General features: G+C 69.9%; 18 protein-coding genes. 8 read left to right on the plus strand and 10 right to left on the minus strand.

Features of this window, described 5'->3' with window-relative positions:
• Window positions 1–5 precede the first annotated feature (5 nt).
• Entirely contained in the window at window positions 6–977 is a 972-nt protein-coding gene (locus N5095_RS19390) for an ABC transporter permease (protein WP_267624824.1), read from the minus strand.
• A 114-nt stretch (window positions 978–1,091) separates the two neighbouring features.
• On the minus strand, window positions 1,092–2,057 hold the full coding sequence (locus N5095_RS19395; protein ID WP_267624825.1) for an ABC transporter permease: 966 nt from the start codon (window positions 2,055–2,057) through the stop codon (window positions 1,092–1,094).
• Between the two features lie 96 nt (window positions 2,058–2,153).
• On the opposite strand from N5095_RS19395, the gene N5095_RS19400 reads away from it, so the two are divergent.
• Window positions 2,154–3,329, plus strand: coding sequence for an ABC transporter permease (locus N5095_RS19400; RefSeq protein WP_267624826.1), 1,176 nt, complete (start codon window positions 2,154–2,156; stop codon window positions 3,327–3,329).
• A 48-nt stretch (window positions 3,330–3,377) separates the two neighbouring features.
• Here N5095_RS19400 and N5095_RS19405 read toward each other — a convergent pair whose 3' ends face one another.
• The 6 genes from N5095_RS19405 to N5095_RS19430 form a co-directional block, all read right to left on the minus strand.
• Window positions 3,378–3,890: a bifunctional nuclease family protein gene (locus tag N5095_RS19405; RefSeq protein ID WP_267624827.1), complete on the minus strand. Its 513-nt coding sequence runs from the start codon at window positions 3,888–3,890 to the stop codon at window positions 3,378–3,380.
• A 103-nt stretch (window positions 3,891–3,993) separates the two neighbouring features.
• Window positions 3,994–4,242: a hypothetical protein gene (locus N5095_RS19410; protein WP_267624828.1), complete on the minus strand. Its 249-nt coding sequence runs from the start codon at window positions 4,240–4,242 to the stop codon at window positions 3,994–3,996.
• A 206-nt stretch (window positions 4,243–4,448) separates the two neighbouring features.
• Complete coding sequence (locus tag N5095_RS19415; protein ID WP_267624829.1) at window positions 4,449–5,540, minus strand: metal ABC transporter permease; 1,092 nt, start codon at window positions 5,538–5,540, stop codon at window positions 4,449–4,451.
• Window positions 5,537–6,358, minus strand: a complete 822-nt coding sequence (locus N5095_RS19420; RefSeq protein WP_267624830.1) for a metal ABC transporter ATP-binding protein — start codon at window positions 6,356–6,358, stop codon at window positions 5,537–5,539. Before N5095_RS19420 ends, N5095_RS19415 begins: the two co-directional genes overlap by 4 nt.
• On the minus strand, window positions 6,355–7,449 hold the full coding sequence (locus tag N5095_RS19425; protein WP_267624831.1) for a metal ABC transporter substrate-binding protein: 1,095 nt from the start codon (window positions 7,447–7,449) through the stop codon (window positions 6,355–6,357). The genes N5095_RS19420 and N5095_RS19425 overlap by 4 nt, the downstream gene beginning before the upstream one ends.
• A gap of 197 nt (window positions 7,450–7,646) precedes the next feature.
• On the minus strand, window positions 7,647–8,285 hold the full coding sequence (locus N5095_RS19430) for an ArsR/SmtB family transcription factor (protein WP_267624832.1): 639 nt from the start codon (window positions 8,283–8,285) through the stop codon (window positions 7,647–7,649).
• A gap of 135 nt (window positions 8,286–8,420) precedes the next feature.
• On the opposite strand from N5095_RS19430, the gene N5095_RS19435 reads away from it, so the two are divergent.
• Entirely contained in the window at window positions 8,421–8,648 is a 228-nt protein-coding gene (locus N5095_RS19435) for a hypothetical protein (protein ID WP_267624833.1), read from the plus strand.
• A 40-nt stretch (window positions 8,649–8,688) separates the two neighbouring features.
• Here N5095_RS19435 and N5095_RS19440 read toward each other — a convergent pair whose 3' ends face one another.
• Complete coding sequence (locus N5095_RS19440) at window positions 8,689–10,056, minus strand: glycerate kinase type-2 family protein (protein WP_267624834.1); 1,368 nt, start codon at window positions 10,054–10,056, stop codon at window positions 8,689–8,691.
• A 347-nt stretch (window positions 10,057–10,403) separates the two neighbouring features.
• Between N5095_RS19440 and N5095_RS19445 the strand changes: the two genes are divergently transcribed.
• The 3 genes from N5095_RS19445 to N5095_RS19455 all read left to right on the plus strand — a co-directional run bounded on the left by N5095_RS19445 (window position 10,404) and on the right by N5095_RS19455 (window position 12,029).
• Window positions 10,404–10,604 carry a hypothetical protein gene (locus N5095_RS19445; protein WP_267624835.1) on the plus strand — a complete coding sequence of 67 codons (201 nt, stop codon included), beginning with the start codon at window positions 10,404–10,406 and terminating at the stop codon, window positions 10,602–10,604.
• Window positions 10,605–10,848: 244 nt separating this feature from the next.
• Entirely contained in the window at window positions 10,849–11,568 is a 720-nt protein-coding gene (gene psmB, locus N5095_RS19450; protein WP_267624836.1) for an archaeal proteasome endopeptidase complex subunit beta, read from the plus strand.
• 101 nt (window positions 11,569–11,669) lie between these two features.
• Complete coding sequence (locus N5095_RS19455; RefSeq protein ID WP_267624837.1) at window positions 11,670–12,029, plus strand: hypothetical protein; 360 nt, start codon at window positions 11,670–11,672, stop codon at window positions 12,027–12,029.
• Between the two features lie 40 nt (window positions 12,030–12,069).
• Here N5095_RS19455 and N5095_RS19460 read toward each other — a convergent pair whose 3' ends face one another.
• Entirely contained in the window at window positions 12,070–13,608 is a 1,539-nt protein-coding gene (locus N5095_RS19460) for a glutamate-cysteine ligase family protein (RefSeq protein WP_267624838.1), read from the minus strand.
• A 109-nt stretch (window positions 13,609–13,717) separates the two neighbouring features.
• On the opposite strand from N5095_RS19460, the gene N5095_RS19465 reads away from it, so the two are divergent.
• The 3 genes from N5095_RS19465 (at window position 13,718) to N5095_RS19475 (ending at window position 16,207) form a co-directional block, all read left to right on the plus strand.
• Window positions 13,718–13,870, plus strand: a complete 153-nt coding sequence (locus N5095_RS19465) for a rubrerythrin-like domain-containing protein (RefSeq protein ID WP_267624839.1) — start codon at window positions 13,718–13,720, stop codon at window positions 13,868–13,870.
• A gap of 74 nt (window positions 13,871–13,944) precedes the next feature.
• Window positions 13,945–15,921, plus strand: a complete 1,977-nt coding sequence (gene ligA, locus N5095_RS19470) for an ATP-dependent DNA ligase LigA (RefSeq protein WP_267624840.1) — start codon at window positions 13,945–13,947, stop codon at window positions 15,919–15,921.
• Between the two features lie 73 nt (window positions 15,922–15,994).
• Entirely contained in the window at window positions 15,995–16,207 is a 213-nt protein-coding gene (locus tag N5095_RS19475; protein WP_267624841.1) for a hypothetical protein, read from the plus strand.
• Window positions 16,208–16,223: the final 16 nt, after the last annotated feature.

The raw sequence follows: 16,223 nt of genomic DNA on the forward strand, positions 1-16,223 counted from the left end.
TGTGCCTACTCTCCGTCGCCGATTCGCGGGTCCAACGCGTAGTAGGCCGCGTCCTGCAGGAGGTTGCCGCCGATGCCGACGAACACGACGACGAGCGTCGTCCCGATGATGACCGGCATGTCGCGGTCCATCACCGCCCCGTAGGTGAGCGTGCCGAGGCCGGGGATGTTGAACACGTACTCGATGACGAATACGTTCAGGACGACGATGGCGACGAGTTCGGTCGTGAACAGCGAGAGGATGGGGATGGCGCCGTTGCGAAGGACGTGTCTAGCGACGCGGAGCCGGCTCGCCCCCTTCGCCTTCAGGACCTTGACGAACGTGGCTCCGAGGTACTCCATCGACTGCGCGCGGGTGTAACGCATCAGCCCGGCGTACAACCCCGTCGCGAGCACGAGCGCTGGCGGGAGGAACTGACCGTAGTGAGTGACGTCCCACGCTCCCTGCACGGCGTAGGAGGTGTCGAACGACGGGGTCGCGAGGATGACGTAGACGACGACGAGTTTCGCGAGAAAGAAGTTCGGCACCCCGAGTGCGATGTAGGAGACGACCGACTCGAAACGGTCGACCGCACTCCCGGCCCGCGACGCCGCGTGCATCCCGACGCCGACGCCGACCAGCGAGAGGAGCGTCCCGGGGACGACGTACGCCAGCGTGTAGCGCAGATGCGTCGCGAGCAGCGCCGTGACCGGGGTCCCCGACTGGAACGACCGGCCCCAGTCCAGCAGCGTCACGTTCACCATCCAGTTCACCCACCGAGAGAGCAGCGACTGGTCGAGGTTGCGCGACGCGCGGTAGGCCTCCATCGCCGCCTCTATCTGCGCCGCCGAGGCGCCGCTCCGGGCCATGTTGTGCCTGATGACCGAGAGGTTCGGGTCGGCCACGAGCGCGACGAAGAGGAACGCGACCGTGACGACGGCGTAGGCGGCGACGACCGCGAAGGCGACGCGGTTCACCAGCCAGCGGGCGCGTGTCACGGCGACCTGCCCCCTCCGGCGAGCGCCGCGGACGCGGACGACGGGTCAGTCATACTCACGCACGCGGACCGCGCGGACAATAGTGTTACTGAAGTGTCCGTTTGAGCCACGGGGTCAGTCCGCCGAGCGCGGGTCGACGAGGACCGCGAGGAGGTCTTGCACGAGGTTGCCGCCGATGCCGACGAAGACGACGACCATCGTGGCACCGACGACGACGGGAAGGTCGCGGGCGCTGATGGCGGCCAGAAGCGTCGTGCCGAACCCCGGGAGCGTCAGCACCTGTTCGATGACGACGACTTCGAGCACCAACAGCGGGACGAGCTCACCCGAGAGGAGCGTAAACAGCGGCACGACGGTGTTTCGAAAGACGTGTCTCGTCAGTCGAGCGGGGCTGGCACCCTTGGCTCGGAGCTGTTTGACGAACTGTCTGGGCCGGTAGGCGACGCCCGACCCGCGAGCGTTGCGGAGCACGGTCGCCGCCGTCCCGGCCGTGACGACGAGCGCCGGCACGAGGACCGACACCTCCGGCGCCTCCCGTGCTCCTCGGACGGGACCGAACGTGTACGCGGCGTTTCCCGTGAGGAGGAGCGCCAGCAGGACCGTCAGGAAGAACCCGGGGACGCCGAAGGCGACGTACGTCACGACGGTCGCCACTCGGTCCGACAGACCCCGCCGGCGTCCGACCAGCGAGAGGCCGAGGGGGACGGCGAGCGCCGACAGCACCACCCCGGGGACGAGGTACCGCAGGGTCCGCCCGAGCCCGGCGGCGAGGACGGCCACCACCGGTGCCCCCGACTCGAAGGAGCGACCCCAGTCGAACGTCGTGACGTTCACGACCCACCTGACGTACCGGGTGAGAAGCGGTTCGTCGAGGTTGCGCGCCGCCCGCCAGGCGTCGACCGCCTGAGCGATTTCGGCCGAACTCTTGCTCCGGTGGTGGAGTTCGAAGACGAGGTACCCCTGGTTCGGGTTCGCCGTGGCCGCCACCAGCGCGAACGTGACGGTGACGACGGCGTAGACGGCGACGACCGCGAAGCCGACCCGTCGGAGGACGCGTCGCGTTCGGCGGGCCGGAGCCATGGGACGTACGACCGGCAGCGACCCCCAATAGTGTTGCTGAAACGAGCACTTCAGTAATTGAAAGGTTTTTGACCGCAGGCCGGGTGCGTGGGAAGCATGGCCACGGACACCGACGGCGACCTCGGGTTCGAGCGCATCGACTGGTCCTCGGTCGAGGGTCGTCGCTCCCCGGTCGGTGTCCGGACGCTCGTCTTCGTCCTCGGGACGCTCCTGCTCGTCTCTCTGTACCTCTACGACCGGTTCTACGTCGCCCCCGGCAACGCGCTCCTGCTGTCGTGGGATACGAACGCGCTCGACTGGCCGTTTCTGTTCTCGTTGCTCGCGTTCGGCTGTTACGTACTCTGGCCGCTCGCCGCCAACCCGGTGCGAACGGGGGAGTACTGGCGTCGGCTCCGGACGAACCCGGTCGCCCTCCTCGCCTTCGCGTACCTCGGTGCCTTCTTCGCCCTCGGGACGCTCGGCCCGGTCGTCTTCGGCGACCCGGCTATCAGCCTCGACGCCCAACACCAGCCGCCGGCGTTCCTCACCGGGTCGAACGGGCTCTCGGACGACTGCCTCGGCGCCGTAACGGGCCCGACCGGAAACCCGGTGTGTCACGGGACGCTCGAACACCCGCTCGGCACGGATAGCCTCGGACGGAGCATGTGGCTGCTCGTCCTCTCGGGGATGCGCGTCGCCCTGCAGGTGACCACCATCACGAGCGTCCTCATCGTCCCCATCGCCGTCGCCGTCGGCACCGTCGCCGGCAGTTACGGCGGTCGGGTCGACACGGTGCTGATGCGCTACGTCGACGTTCAGCAGACCGTCCCCGCCCTGCTCGTCTACCTCATCGGCAACTTCGTCTACGGTCGGAGTATCCTCCTGTTCATCGTCGTGTTCGGCCTCCTCAACTGGGGGAGCGTCGCCCGCGTCGTCAGGAGCGAGGTCATCCAGCGCCGCCAGGAACAGTACGTGACGGCCGCGCGCAACGCTGGTGCGGGCCGCCTCGAGGTCATCCGCCGACACATCCTCCCGAACGTGTCGAGCAGCGTCGTCACCGCCCTCACCCAACAGATACCCATCCTCATCCTCACCGAGGCTGCTATCTCCTTTCTCGAACTCAACAACGTCAACCGGGTCTCGTGGGGCGAGACCATCGTCAACGGGCTGAGCCGGTTCCCTCGCGCGTGGTGGACGGTCGTCGTCCCGGTCGCGGTCCTCTGTCTCACCGTGGTATCCTTCGCCCTCGTGGGCGACGCGCTGCGGGACGTACTCGACCCGCGGAACTCCTGACCCCGTCTCGGTCGGTCGCTTCGACCGCCGGACCCACCTCCGGTCCCCTTACCTGAACCCGCTCCAGTCGCCCTCGTCGGGGTCGTCGAGGTGCGGACCGCCGGGGCCGCCCTGCCCGCCGTCCTCCGGGTCGAAGTCGACCTCCGAGGGGGGCCGGCCGGCGGCGTCGAGCACCGTGTCGGAGACGGTGATTCCGCAGTCGGCGCGCACCGCCACGGCGACCGCGTCGCTCGGGCGGGCGTCGAAGACGAACTTCTCCGACTCGCCCTCGACGTACCGCACGATGTCGAGTTTCGCGAAGAACGTCCCCTCGGAGAGGTCGTCGATGCGAACGCCGTCGATAGCGCCACCGAACTCGGTGACGACGTCGACGAGGAGGTCGTGGGTGAGCGGGCGCTCGAACGGCTCGCCCGAGAGCCCGAGCTGGATGGCGCGCGCCTGGTCCTGCGTGACGAAGATGGGGAGGTACTCGTCGCGGGCGGCGAGGACGACGGCCGGCACGCCCGCCCCGTCCGGGCCGACGCCGACCGCGATGCCCTCTACCTGGGCGGTGTGGTCCATGCTATCGCGTTCGCCCCGGAGCTACGAATAGTTACTCCCAGTGTCGTCGGCGCCGTCAGGAAAAGACGAGTCGGGGCCGGGCGCCGGCGACGGCGACGACGGATTACGTCGACCGTCGCAGTCGGACGGTGTCGTCGTCGTAGGAGTCGACGTGGTCGTTACTGATTTCGTTCGAGTCGTCGTCGTCCCAGCCGAGCATGTCCTTCACCTTGTCGGTGAGGTCCTGGTCGTCGTCGTGGTTCCGGTCGACCGTCGCTCGGTCGCCGTTTACGTCCCCGATGGTGCCGATTTCGGTGCCGTCGGCCGTGGTCACGCGCTTGTTCCGGTCGTCGTCGGTGAACTCTCGGGCCATTGCGTTCTGTCGGACACGAGCCAACGAAAGAGTCACGGTGCCTGTTGACACAGGCCCACTACGTGGGGGCGGATAGCTGCGGAACTCGACGGGATCGTGGACCGTCCGCGCGAACCCTCGCGAACGAACGGCGTCGGGGACCGGACTCCTCCCGACGTCACGCCTCCGGTGCGCTGCACGTGAGGTCGTACTTCCCGCCGCGGCCGTCAGTCACCCTCCGCGTCGACGCTCGCCTCGCTACCGGTGGCCTCGATACTTCCCATGTCGGGGGTGCGCCGACCGGCGCGAGCGGATTGGAGTTTACCCAGGGCGACGGCACAGACGTAGATGCCCACGGCGACGAGGACGATGACCCCGCCGGCCGTGACGCCGCCGTAGTAGGCGACGCCGATTCCCAACAGCACCGCGAGTTCCGCGAGGACGACCGAGACGACGAGCGACTCGGAGAAGCTCCGGGACACCTGCGTCGCCCCCGCGACCGGGACCACGAGCATCGCCGCGACGAGGATGACGCCCATTATCTGCATCGCGCCGACGACGACCATCGCCGTCAGCATCACCATCACGCGGTTGTACCAGTTGACGGAGATGCCGGAGACGGCGGCCGCCGTCTCGTCGAAGGTGACGTAGAGGAGTTGGTTGCGCGTGACGGCCACCGTCCCGACGATGACGGCGAAGAGGACGAGGAGGATGGCCGCGCTCTGGGGCGACACCGTCGACAGGTTGCCGAAGAGGAACTGGTTGACGCCGACGGCGAGCCCGCCCGCGTTGAGGCTGATGAGCGTCGTCCCCAGCGCGAACCCGGTCGACAGGACGATAGCCATCGACACGTCGTTGTAGGCGTCGGTGACCTCCGAGATGAGCTCGATGAACAGCGCGGCGATCATCGCCACGACGACGGCGGTGAGGTACGGCGACACCCCGAGGTCGATGACGGCGTTCAGGAACAGGCCGACGGCCACGCCGGCGAACCCGGTGTGCGCCAGCGCGTCGCCGATGAGCGCGAGCTGTCGGTGGACCAGGAACGTCCCGATGAGCGGCGCCATCACGCCGACGCAGAGCCCGACGAGTATCGCCCGGTGCATGAACCGGTAGCGCGGGTTCAGCATCTCGAGGCCCGTGAAGTAGTACACCCAGTCCATGAGCCAGTACCACTGCTCTAAGAGCCACAGCAGGACGCCGAAGACGAGGTCGCCGACGGCACCCAGCGCGCCCTGTAGCGGGAGCGCGAGCAACAGCGAGGGGTCCGCGGCGGCGAGAGTACCGGTCACGGGCGCGGCCGTCACGACGGCGTTCATCCGCTCCCACCCGTGAGAACCCGCGCCTCGGTTCCGAACGCCCGCGCCAGGGCGTCGCTCTCGACGAACTCGTCCGTCGGGCCGTCGAAGTAGAGCTCGCGGTTGAGACAGACGACGCGGTCGGCGTGCTCGACGACCGCCCCGAGGTCGTGCTCGATGAGGAGAACGGTGATGCCCTCGGCGTTGAGCGCCGCCAGCAGGTCGTAGAACGCGTCGACGGACTCGGCGTCGACGCCGACGGTCGGCTCGTCCAGGACGAGCAGGTCGGCCTCGCTCGCCAGCGCCCGCGCGATGAACGCCCGCTGGCGCTGGCCGCCCGAGAGCTGCGTGACGCGCCGGTCGGCGAACGCGCTCATCCCCACTGTCGCGAGTGCGTCGTCGACGACCGCCCAGTCCTCGCCCGACAGCCGGCCGAACCCGACGTGCGGGAACCGACCCATCTTCACCACCTCGCGGACGGTGATGGGCATCTCCTTCGCGGCGCTGGCGCGCTGGGCGACGTAGCCGACCCGCTCGCCGTCGTCGAAGCGGTCGGCCCGCTCGCCGAACAGCCGGGCCGTCCCCGCGTCGGGCTCGAGCAGACCCAGCATCAGCTGCATCAGCGTCGACTTGCCCGAGCCGTTCGGCCCCACGATGGCGACGTACTCCCCCGGGTCGATAGTCAGCGAGACGTCCTCGACCACGGGTGTCGCCGTGTAGCCGAAGGCCACGTCGGCGAGGTGGACGACCGGCTCGCCCGCCGCGGCCGCGTCGCTCTCGGCGGTCGGTCGCTCGGCCGTGCCAGCCGCCGTCGCGGATTCGGTGTCCTGCGGGCTCATGTCGGTTCGAAGTTCCGCCACTGCTCGAGCCAGCCCGCCGATGGGGCCGCGTCCTCGGGGGTCTCGGTGCCGAGGACGATTTCGAGGGTGGGGAGGTTGATGTTGTAGGCAATCTCCTCGTACCCCCAGTTCTCCTCGACCCACTGCTCGCGGACGCCGGCGTACGGCGTCATGGGGAAGTACGCCTCCACGTTCGTCTCGCGGACGAGCTGCTGGGCGGGGCGCTGGGACTCGAAGACGCCGTTGGCGATGTACTTGATGTCGTTCTCGCGGATGACCGCCGCCGCTTCGCGGATGTCCGCGGGTTTGACGTCGCCGCTCGCCGCGAGGCTCGTCACCAGCGGGCGCATCCGCGCGCCGTAGCGTACCCCGATGTACTGGAAGGCGTTGTGCGCGGCCAACTGGACGACGTCACGCTCGGCCGCCTCGAAGACGGCCTCGTAGTCGCCGTCGATACGCTCCAGCACCTCCGACTTGTAGGTCTCGGCGTTCTCGCGGAAGGTGTCGGCGTGCTCCGGCAGGAGGTCGGCGAACCCGTCGGCGATGTTGTCGACGGACTGCTTCGCGCGCAGGGGGTCGAGCCAGAAGTGCGGGTCCTTCCCGCGCTGCGCGCCGACGCCCTCCTCCTCGCGGTCCAGCGACGCCGCCAGGTCGATTAGCTCGACTCCCTTTCGGACGTTGATGAGCGCCGTGTCGACGTCGTCGCCCTCGACCGTCTCGATGGCCCGGTCGGCCCAGGGCTGGAACTCCGCCCCGACGTGGACGAACGCGTCCGCCTCGATGATGCGCTGCGTGATGCTCGCGTTCGGCTCCCAGCCGTGACCGTGGAGCCCTGTGGGAACGAGATTCTCCACCGTCAGCGGGGTGCCGTCGGCGACCTGCCGGCCGAAGTCGTAGAAGCTGAAGAACGACGCTACCGCGACCGGCCCGTCGTCCCCGCCCTCGTCGCCGCCGTCGCCATCGTCTCCGGCCTGCCCGGGCGCACTCGGCAGCGCCGTGCAGCCGGCTACCCCCGCCAGCGCCGCCGCACCACCGGCGCGCAGTGCGTCGCGTCGCGTCGTCGCTCGTTCGTCGTGGTTTCCAGATGACATAATATATATCGAACTCCTCGATTAGTCTCGTCTAATCTTCGATTTGTGTCCCCCGTACTTGTTAGTTGTGTCTCCGAAAATAGCGGCGGTGGGACGACGCCCGTCGGAGGAGCGTCTCACCGCGTCTCGTTTCGTCCCTTCCCACCCGGCGCCGTCAGGCCTCGCTCTTCGACCGACGACGGCGGGTTCGCGTGCCGTCAGGCCGTCCGACGGACGTACCGCACCGCGAACGCCGCGAGCAGGACGGCGAGGCCGCCGAGGAAGAAGAGCAGTCCGGGCGGGAGCCCCATCGCCTGTCCCGCCGCGTCCGCGGCCGTCCCGGTCGCCTCCATCGTGCCGGCACTGCCGCCCTCCGCGCCGCCGGTCGCCCCGAAGCCGAAGGGCGGGCCCTCGGCGAGGAGCGACTCGACGAGCACCGAGCCGACTGCGAGCGCGCCGACGGCGCCGAGCAGGCGCTTGAGCGCCGGGACGAGGCCGGTGCTGTCGGCTTCGCGCCCGGCGAAGACGACGAGCGGGCGGTCGGCGGGGGCGTACACCTTCATCTCGCGACCCTTCTCGGAGTAGACGGTGTCGACGACCGACACCACTTCGGCGTCGTCGAGCTTTCCGAGGTGGTACTGGACGTTCTGGAGGGTAGTGTCGATGCGGTCTGCGAGCCCGCTCGCGGTGTCTGGCTCCTCGTGGAGGGCGGCGAGGAGTTTTCGGGCCGTGCCGGAGGAGAGCGCCGACATGAGCGCGTCGGCGTCGTCGCTGTCGACACCGATGACCCGGGGCTCTGCGTCCCCGGCCCGCTCGATCGCGTCCGCGCTCGGGGAGGAGGGCAGTAGCTTCGCCATGCCACCCGATAGCGCCCCGCGGTATACGAGTCTATCGCCGGGCGAGTGACAGGACGGGACGGGAGGCGACCGCGTCGACGACCGGTCGTCGACCGCGGCGACGAGTTTACCTTCGTGGGCCCGCTTCGGTTCCCCGTGTTCGAGGACTACTCGCGCGCCGACCTGCTCGTCGCCGCCACGTACGTGCTCGCCGGCCTGCTGTTCGCCGCCGCCGCGGTCGTCGACCCGGCGGTGGACCCGGCGTTCGCGCTCGTCGTCGCCCTCCCGCTCGTAACGCTCCCGCCGGTGTTGCTCCGGGACCACGTCGCGAAACAGCGACTCGCCGACGCGGAGTTCGGGTACGACGTGACGCTAGAGGACTGAACTCTTCGGCGACCGACGCCGCGGTTTTCTCGACGGACGGCTACGCGGTCCCCTCGACGACCAGCACCCGCAGGTCGTTCACGTTCGTCCCCGTCGGCCCCGTCTCCAGTAGTGCACCCCTCGAACCGAGGTACGGCAGGGCGTCGTTCCGCGCCAGCGCGTCTCGTGCGCCGGCCACGTCGTCGACGGTGTCGAGGCCGACGAGCGCCCCCGCAACGTCGCTCGCGCCGTCCCGACCGTCGGTGTCGACGCTGGCGAGCGCGACCTCCCACCCCGCCGCTCGGGCGAGCGACCCCTCCGCGAACTCCACGCCCGCCGAGAGCGCGAACTCCTGGTTCGGGCCGCCTTCACCGTCGCCGCGGACGGTGACGGTGGCCTCGCCCCCCGAGAGTACCACGGCGGGTGCCTCGACGGGGTTGCCCGTCGCGACGACCTCCTCGGCGACCGCGGCGTGGGTCTTCGCGGCCTCCCGAGCCTCCCCGCGGACGCGCGAGGAGAGGACGAGGGCGTCGTACCCGCGTTCCACCGCGACCTCGCGGGCGGCGTCGACAGCCGTGAACCCGCTCGCGAGAACGACGTTCTGCACGCGCTCGAAGACGGAGTCGTCGGCCCGGGGGGTCTCGTCGAGGTCGCCGTCGCGGCCCCGCTCGAGTCGATGCCGCACCGCCGCGGGGGCGTCGATGCCGTACCCGGCCAGCACGGCGAGCGCGTCGGCGAACGTCGAGTCGTCGGGCGCGGTCGGCCCGCTAGCGATGACGGAGAGGTCGTCGCCGACCACGTCCGAGAGGACGAGGCCGACGGTCGTCGCCGGGGCTGCCGCGCGCGCGAGGCCGCCGCCCTTTATCGCCGAGAGGTGTTTCCTGACGGCGTTCAACTCGTCGATACTCGCCCCGCTGTCGAGCAGTGCGCGGGTCGTCGTCTGCAGGTCGTCCAGTGTGACTCCCGCGTCCCCTCCCTCGGCGGGTGCCGCGAGCAGCGCGCTCGCGCCGCCGGTGACGACGGCGAGCAGTAGCGTCCGTTCGTCGGCGTCGCGGGCGAGGTCCAACAGGCGGCGGGTGGCGTCGACACCGCGCTCGCTCGGCACCGGGTGGTCGCCGACCGCGACCTCGACGCGCCCGGCGTCGCCGGGGTCGGGGGCGACGACGAGCCCCTCGGTGAGGCGGTCGCCCAACTCCCGGTCGAGGGCCCGCCCGACGCCGACCGCCGCCTTGCCGCCGCCGAGGACGAGCAGTCGGTCGTAGTCGGCGAGATCGTAAGTCTCCGCGCCGACGGTGAGGCGGTCGCCGTCGAGCGCCACCTCGTCGGCGACGACCCGCTCGGGGTCGGCGGCTTCGATGCCGGCCGCGACACAGGCGAGCGCCGTCTCACGGGCCGGCGTCCCGCCGGCCGCGGAGTCGGGATTGAACATATGCGTCGTCGCCCCCGAGACGGGATAAATCGGCGGGACGCTCCGCGGGGAATCGAGTCGGGCCGCCCGGGTGGCTCGACTCGTCCCGCCCTCGCCCGACCCGCCCCGACCGAGCCGCGTGGTATCAGTTGTCGTGAAATTCAGGAATGCGCACGCACTGCCGACGGCACTCGTAACTTATACGGATAGCCGTGGCTCCTCACGCCGTTCTTCGGGTGTGAGCGGGAACCTGTCAGTTCGAGTTGTCTCCGACACAACCCCAGTTGAATCGCAAGACAGCGCCGGGGTCGACCGGTTGCCTGCTAGAGAAAGCTTATATACACGTCCGGCGGCCGGTCGAGTAGGAGATGTTCGCCGTGTTCCGTCGGCTCGCCCTGTTCGCACTGTACCAGACTACCGTCGCCCTGGGAATCCTCCTGCTTCCCGTCGCCGTCCTCGCCCGTCGCGCTGGCGTCAACCTGCCCGTCGGTCGACTCGTCGTCACGATGGGGGAGGCCTACGACGACGCCGTGTCCCCCGAGACGGTCGAGGAGTCCGCCACGAACTGACCGACCGACTCGACCGACCCGACCGACTCGACCGACTCTGCCACGCTGCTTCTCGAGCGCGCTCGCCGCCGCCACGGTTTCTGGTCCGCGCTCGCCGCCGCCACAACGGCTCTCGCCGCCCTCGCTTCCGGCGCCTCTGTCGCGGTCGCTCGCGCGCCGAGTCCGGTCCCTCCCGGCCTCCGGGCGCCGGCAAGGGCGCGTCGAAGGGTTGCCTTTATCAGCGGCGCGGGCCAACCCGCAGTCAATGCGAACACCGAACTCCGGTGACCTCGACCCGCTCAACGGCGACCACTCGAACGTGTTCGGGCCGGAACTCGGCGAGTTCCCCGAGGCCGAGCGCCGGGCGGACCTCGACAAGGACCAACAGATGAAGACCGGAACGACGACCGTCGGCCTCCGCACGGAGGACGCCGTCGTCCTCGCCACCGACATGCGCGCCTCCCTCGGCGGCATGGTCTCCTCGAAGGACGTCCAGAAGGTGGAGCAGATTCACCCGACCGGCGCGCTCACCATCGCCGGCTCCGTCTCCGCGGCACAGTCGCTCATCCGCAACCTCCGCGCGGAGACCAGCCTCTACGAGACCCGCCGCGGCAAGGACATGAGCATGCAGGCGCTCTCGACCATCGTCTCGAACTTCCTGCGCTCGGGCGCGTTCTTCATCGTCTCGCCGCTCGTCGGCGGCGTCGACGACACCGGCCCGCACGTGTACAGCATGGACCCCCTCGGCGGCATGAGCGAGGAGGACTACTCCGTCACCGGCTCCGGGAGCCAGTTCGCCCTCGGTGTGCTCGAACAGCACTACGAGGAGGGCCTCTCCGTCGAGGAGGCGAAGTCCATCGCCGCGAAGGCTATCGACAGCGCCGTCGAGCGCGACCTCGCCTCCGGGAACGGCATCAACGTCGCCGTCGCCACCGAGGACGGCGTCGACATCACCCGCGAGAAGGACATCAAGAGCCTGCTCTGAGGGCGGGACCGCCGAAGCGTATCGTTCGCCGAAGCCACTCGTCTTCTCTCTCCACGAGAATCGGCGACAGCCACATCGCCTCGTCACACGTCCCTCTAGCCATGGGAACGCTCGGTGAGACGCGGAACGTACTCGCGCTTCACGAACGGACGCGGCTCGGGTGGGTCGCCGTCGGACTGGCGCTGGCGCTCGCCCTCGTCAACGGCTACGTCGCCGTCCTGACCGCCGAGGCCGTCTTCGCCGTCGTCGCGCTCACGTTCGTCGTCGGCGTCGTCGTCTACGCCACCGAGTACTGGCGACCGGTGCTCTACCTCCTCGCCGCGGTTCACGTGGGCGCGCTCGGCGTCGTGTGGGTGCTCGACGGGTTTCGATTCCCCCTGCTCGGCGCCGCAACCGGCGCTCTGAGTCTGGCGCTGTTCGGGGTCGTCCTCGCCCTGTTCTACCGCGAGCGCGGCGAGTGAGCCGCCGCGGTCGACGGGCGGGTCGGCCCGGACGGCGCCGCTACCAGTCGGCGAAACTCCCGTCGAGCAGCGTCTCGGTCTGGCGCTCGACGTAGGTCCGCTGCATCCCGGTGACGGCCGTCTCGAAGTCGTCGCCGTCGGCGAGGCGGCTCTTGACCTGCTCGCGCTTCCAGTCGGCGGGGGTGCGAGCGGTCTCGACGCGGGCCTGGAGCGGGGCGACGTAGCGCTCGGCCTCGGCGGCCGAACAGCCCGCCGACTTGAGGCCGTCGGCGGCGTGTGCGAGGATGTCGTCGTAGACGGCGACGAGGTCCGTCGTCTCCTGGCCGTCGTTGGTAATCCAGCGCTGACCGCTGTTCAACCCGTTTCGCATCGCGGCGTAGAAGTTCTCGCGGGCGGTCTCCCACTCCTGGTCGACGACGGGGTGTTGACGGCGGACGAGGCTCTGCATCAGTCCGGCGAACGCCGCCTGGAACGCCATCGAGTCCCGGACGGTCGGCTGGGCGGGGATGGGCCGGAACTCGATGCGGGCGTTCGCGGCCGACCGGGAGGCGCCGCCGAACACCGGGCGAACCCACCGCCAGTAGGTCCCGTGTTTCATCCGCAGGGTGGCGAAGTCGTCGTCGAACCGGTCGCCGGCGCGCTCGACCGGCATCGGGACGAAGATCTCGTCCTCGACGACGCGGTCGACGGCCTCCTCGACCGTCGAGAGGTCCTCGGGGAACGCGACCTTGTCCTGGCCCGTAGCGGTGTTGAGGACGGACTCGAAGACGGCGACGCGGTTCTCGTCCCACGCGTCGGCGAGCAGTGTCTCCGCGTCGACGCCGTCCTCGTAGAGGTCCGGCGGGAAGAACGGGGAGCTGACGCCGAGCGCGAGGAGCGGGCCGGCGATGCGGACGGCGTAGTTGAAGTACGTCGGCAGGTCCGCCGCGTGGGCCATCTGGAAGTGCGGCTGGATGGAGGTGATGAGGCTCTCGGGCATCACCGTGTCCGCGGAGAGGTCGACGTGGGGCGCCTCGACGGAGAACTCGTCGTCCCCCCGACCGTTCGCCATCGCGTGGTAGCGCACGGCGTCCGACATGTTCGTCGCGATGGCGACGCCGTCGTCGACGACGCTGTCGGTGAGGTAGCCGCGGGCCGTCTCGCCCGCCGGGGGGACGGTCCACAGCGCGTCGCTGACGAGGCGCATCCCCTCGGCGGCGGTGCAGTCGAGCGCGGTCGACAGCCGCGCGAGGACCTCGTTCTCCTGGGCGCGCAGGCCGTAGGGGTTGAACGGCTGCGGGCTCGTGGTCATCTCGGCGTTGTGCAGGCCGAGTTCCTTCTCGAAGCCGATGAGTTCGAGCAGTCGCCGAGGGACTCGCATCAGCGAGTACCGGCGCTCGGCGTCGGCCTCGTCGGCCCAGCGGCCGTCGTCGACGGCGTAGAACTCGTACTCGAGGCCGATTATGGACTGGTGGTTGTCGAAGGCACCGTCCCGGAGGCCCGCTTTCACCACCTCGGCGTCCGCCTCGGCCTCCCGTTGGAACTCCTCGGCGTCGACGTCGAGTACGGTCCGAACCCGGCCCGCGAGGTCCTCAGCCATACTGGCCCCTCCGCCCGGCGAACCCTTCAATCCGCGGGTATCCGGTAGAACCGGTCGGGCGGGCGGACGGTTGCGACAGGATTTAGCCGAGAGACAGCGTACCACAGGCATGTCCGACAAACAGACGCCCAATTCCACGAAACACCACCACACGTACGAGTGTCTGGACTGTGGCCACCGCACGCGCTCGTCGACGCAACCCGGAGCGTGCCCCGACTGCGGCGGCGAGATGAAGAACATCGGCGTCGCCTCGGAGCAGTAGCGTACGAAACGGTCGCGAAGGAGGACGACGGCGGAACGGTGTGTTTTTTCCCGGCGGTCGGCTACTCGCCGACGATGGAGTTCGCCGAGTTCGCCGCCCGCGCCCGCGAGATGGAAGCCGAGAGCGCCGACATCGCGACGACGCTACTGGTTCGCGACCTCTTTCTCGCGGCCGAGGGTACCGAGTCGGCGCCGGGGGCCGGTGAGTCGGACGAGGTCGACGACGCCGACGGCCTCACCGACACCGGAGCCGACGGCGCCGACGAACTGCCGATTCTCGCCCGGTTCGTACAGGGTCGCGTGTTCCCCGCGTGGCGGTCGGCGACGCTCGACATCGGCCCGTCGCTCTGCTACGAGGCGCTCGCCCGCGCGGCCGGCACCAACGTCTCCCCGGCCGACGTGGAGGCGCGCCTCGCGGAGGTGGGCGAAATCGGAGCGGTCGCCGCGGGCTACGAGTTCGGCGGCCAGCAGGGACTCGGCGCCTTCGGCGCCGGCGGCGACGACGGCCTCACGGTCCGCGAAGTCGACCGGACCCTTCGGGACCTCGCCGCCGCCGAGGGGGCCGGGAGCGAGGGCCGGAAAGTCGACGCGCTGTTCGGCCTCTTCAACCGCACCTCACCCGACGAGGCGCGCTTTCTCGCCCGACTCGTCCTCGCGGAGATGCGCATCGGCGTCGGCGAAGGAACCGTCCGCGACGCGGTCGCCGAGGCGTTCCTCGTGGAGCAAGGGAACGGCGACGACGAGGCAGACGGCACCGGTGAGGCAGACGATACCGACGTGGCAGACGGTGACGACGAGGGAGGGAGCGACTCGGACACGGACGACGAGGGCGACAGTGCCGGCGACGACGCCGACGAAGCCGGGGCGGACGACCCGACCCTCTCTGCATCCGACGAGGTCGTCGCGGCCGTCGAGCGCGCTCTCCAGGTGTCGAACGACTACGGGATGGTCGCCGTCGTCGCCCGCGACGAGGGGTTGGCGGGGCTGGCCGACGTACGACTCGACGTCGGTCGTCCGGTGCAGGCGATGCTCGCACAGGCCGGCACCGTCACCGACGCGCTCGGCGAGTGGGGGGTGGCCGCCGTCGAGACCAAGTACGACGGTGCCCGGGTGCAGGTCCACTACGACGGCGCGTCGGCGTCGCTTTACTCCCGGAACATGGAGGACGTCACCGACCCGCTCCCCGAGATTCGGGAGTTCGTCGAGGCCGAACTCGACGCTCCGGCGATTCTCGACGGGGAGGTCGTCGCGGTCGACGACACGGGGACCCCACAGCCGTTCCAGGAGGTGCTCCGACGGTTCCGCCGGAAACACGACGTGGGTCGGATGCGCGAGGCGGTCGAACTCCGCCTCCACGCCTTCGACTGCCTGCACGCCGACGGCGACGACCTGCTCGAGGCGCCGCTCACCGAGCGCCACGACCGGCTTCGGCGCCTGCTCCCCGAGGCCGCGACCTCGGACCTGCTGGTTTCGGACGACCCCGACGCAGTCGCCGACTTCGAAGCCGACGCGCTCGAGGCCGGTCACGAGGGTATCATGCTGAAGGACCCCGAGGCGACCTACTCGCCGGGCAAGCGCGGGAAGCACTGGCTGAAGCGCAAACCCGACGTGGAGACGCTCGACCTCGTCGTCACCGGCGCGGAGTGGGGCGAGGGACGACGGGCGCAGTTCCTCGGGACGTTCCTCCTGTCGGCGCGGGTCGAGGACGGTGACGGCGACGCTGGCGCAGACACCACCGGCGACGCTGGCGCCGACACCGCCGACAACGTCGGCTACGAGACCATCGGCAAGGTCGCGACCGGCATCACCGACGAGGAGCTCGCGGCGCTCTCCGAACTGCTCGAGCCCCACGTCGTGTCGAGCGAGGGTCGCGAGGTCGACCTCCGCCCGGAGGTGGTGTTCGAGGTCGGCTACGAGGAGATTCAGCGGTCGCCGACGTACTCCTCCGGGTACGCCCTCCGCTTCCCCCGCTTCGTCTCCGTTCGCGACGACAAGGACCCGGCCGACGCCGACTCGCTCTCGCGGGTCGAGCGGCTGGCCGAGTCGCAGTGACGGCGCGGGGTCGCTCCGGTCGGGGCCGCCGCGAAGCACAAGACACTTCTTCGACACTCGATTTGACCGTCCCGTGACTTCGGAACGCTCGCTCGTGACTCACGACCCCGGCCGCGACGCCGTGACCGCCCTGTCGGTCCTCGCCGTCGCCGTGACCGCCGCGTACGCAACTGGCGTCCTCCCGGGCGCCTCCGCGGTGTCCTCGTTCGCCCGGCTCGCGTCGGTGACGGGACTGTTCGTCGTCGCCGCGCTGGCGCTCTGGGCGGTGTCGCTTCTCGACCGGTAGCCGCCCGACCACCCGA

The sequence above is a fragment of the Halobium salinum genome (assembly GCF_026586625.1).
Taxonomy (GTDB): Archaea; Halobacteriota; Halobacteria; order Halobacteriales; family Haloferacaceae; genus Halobium; species Halobium salinum.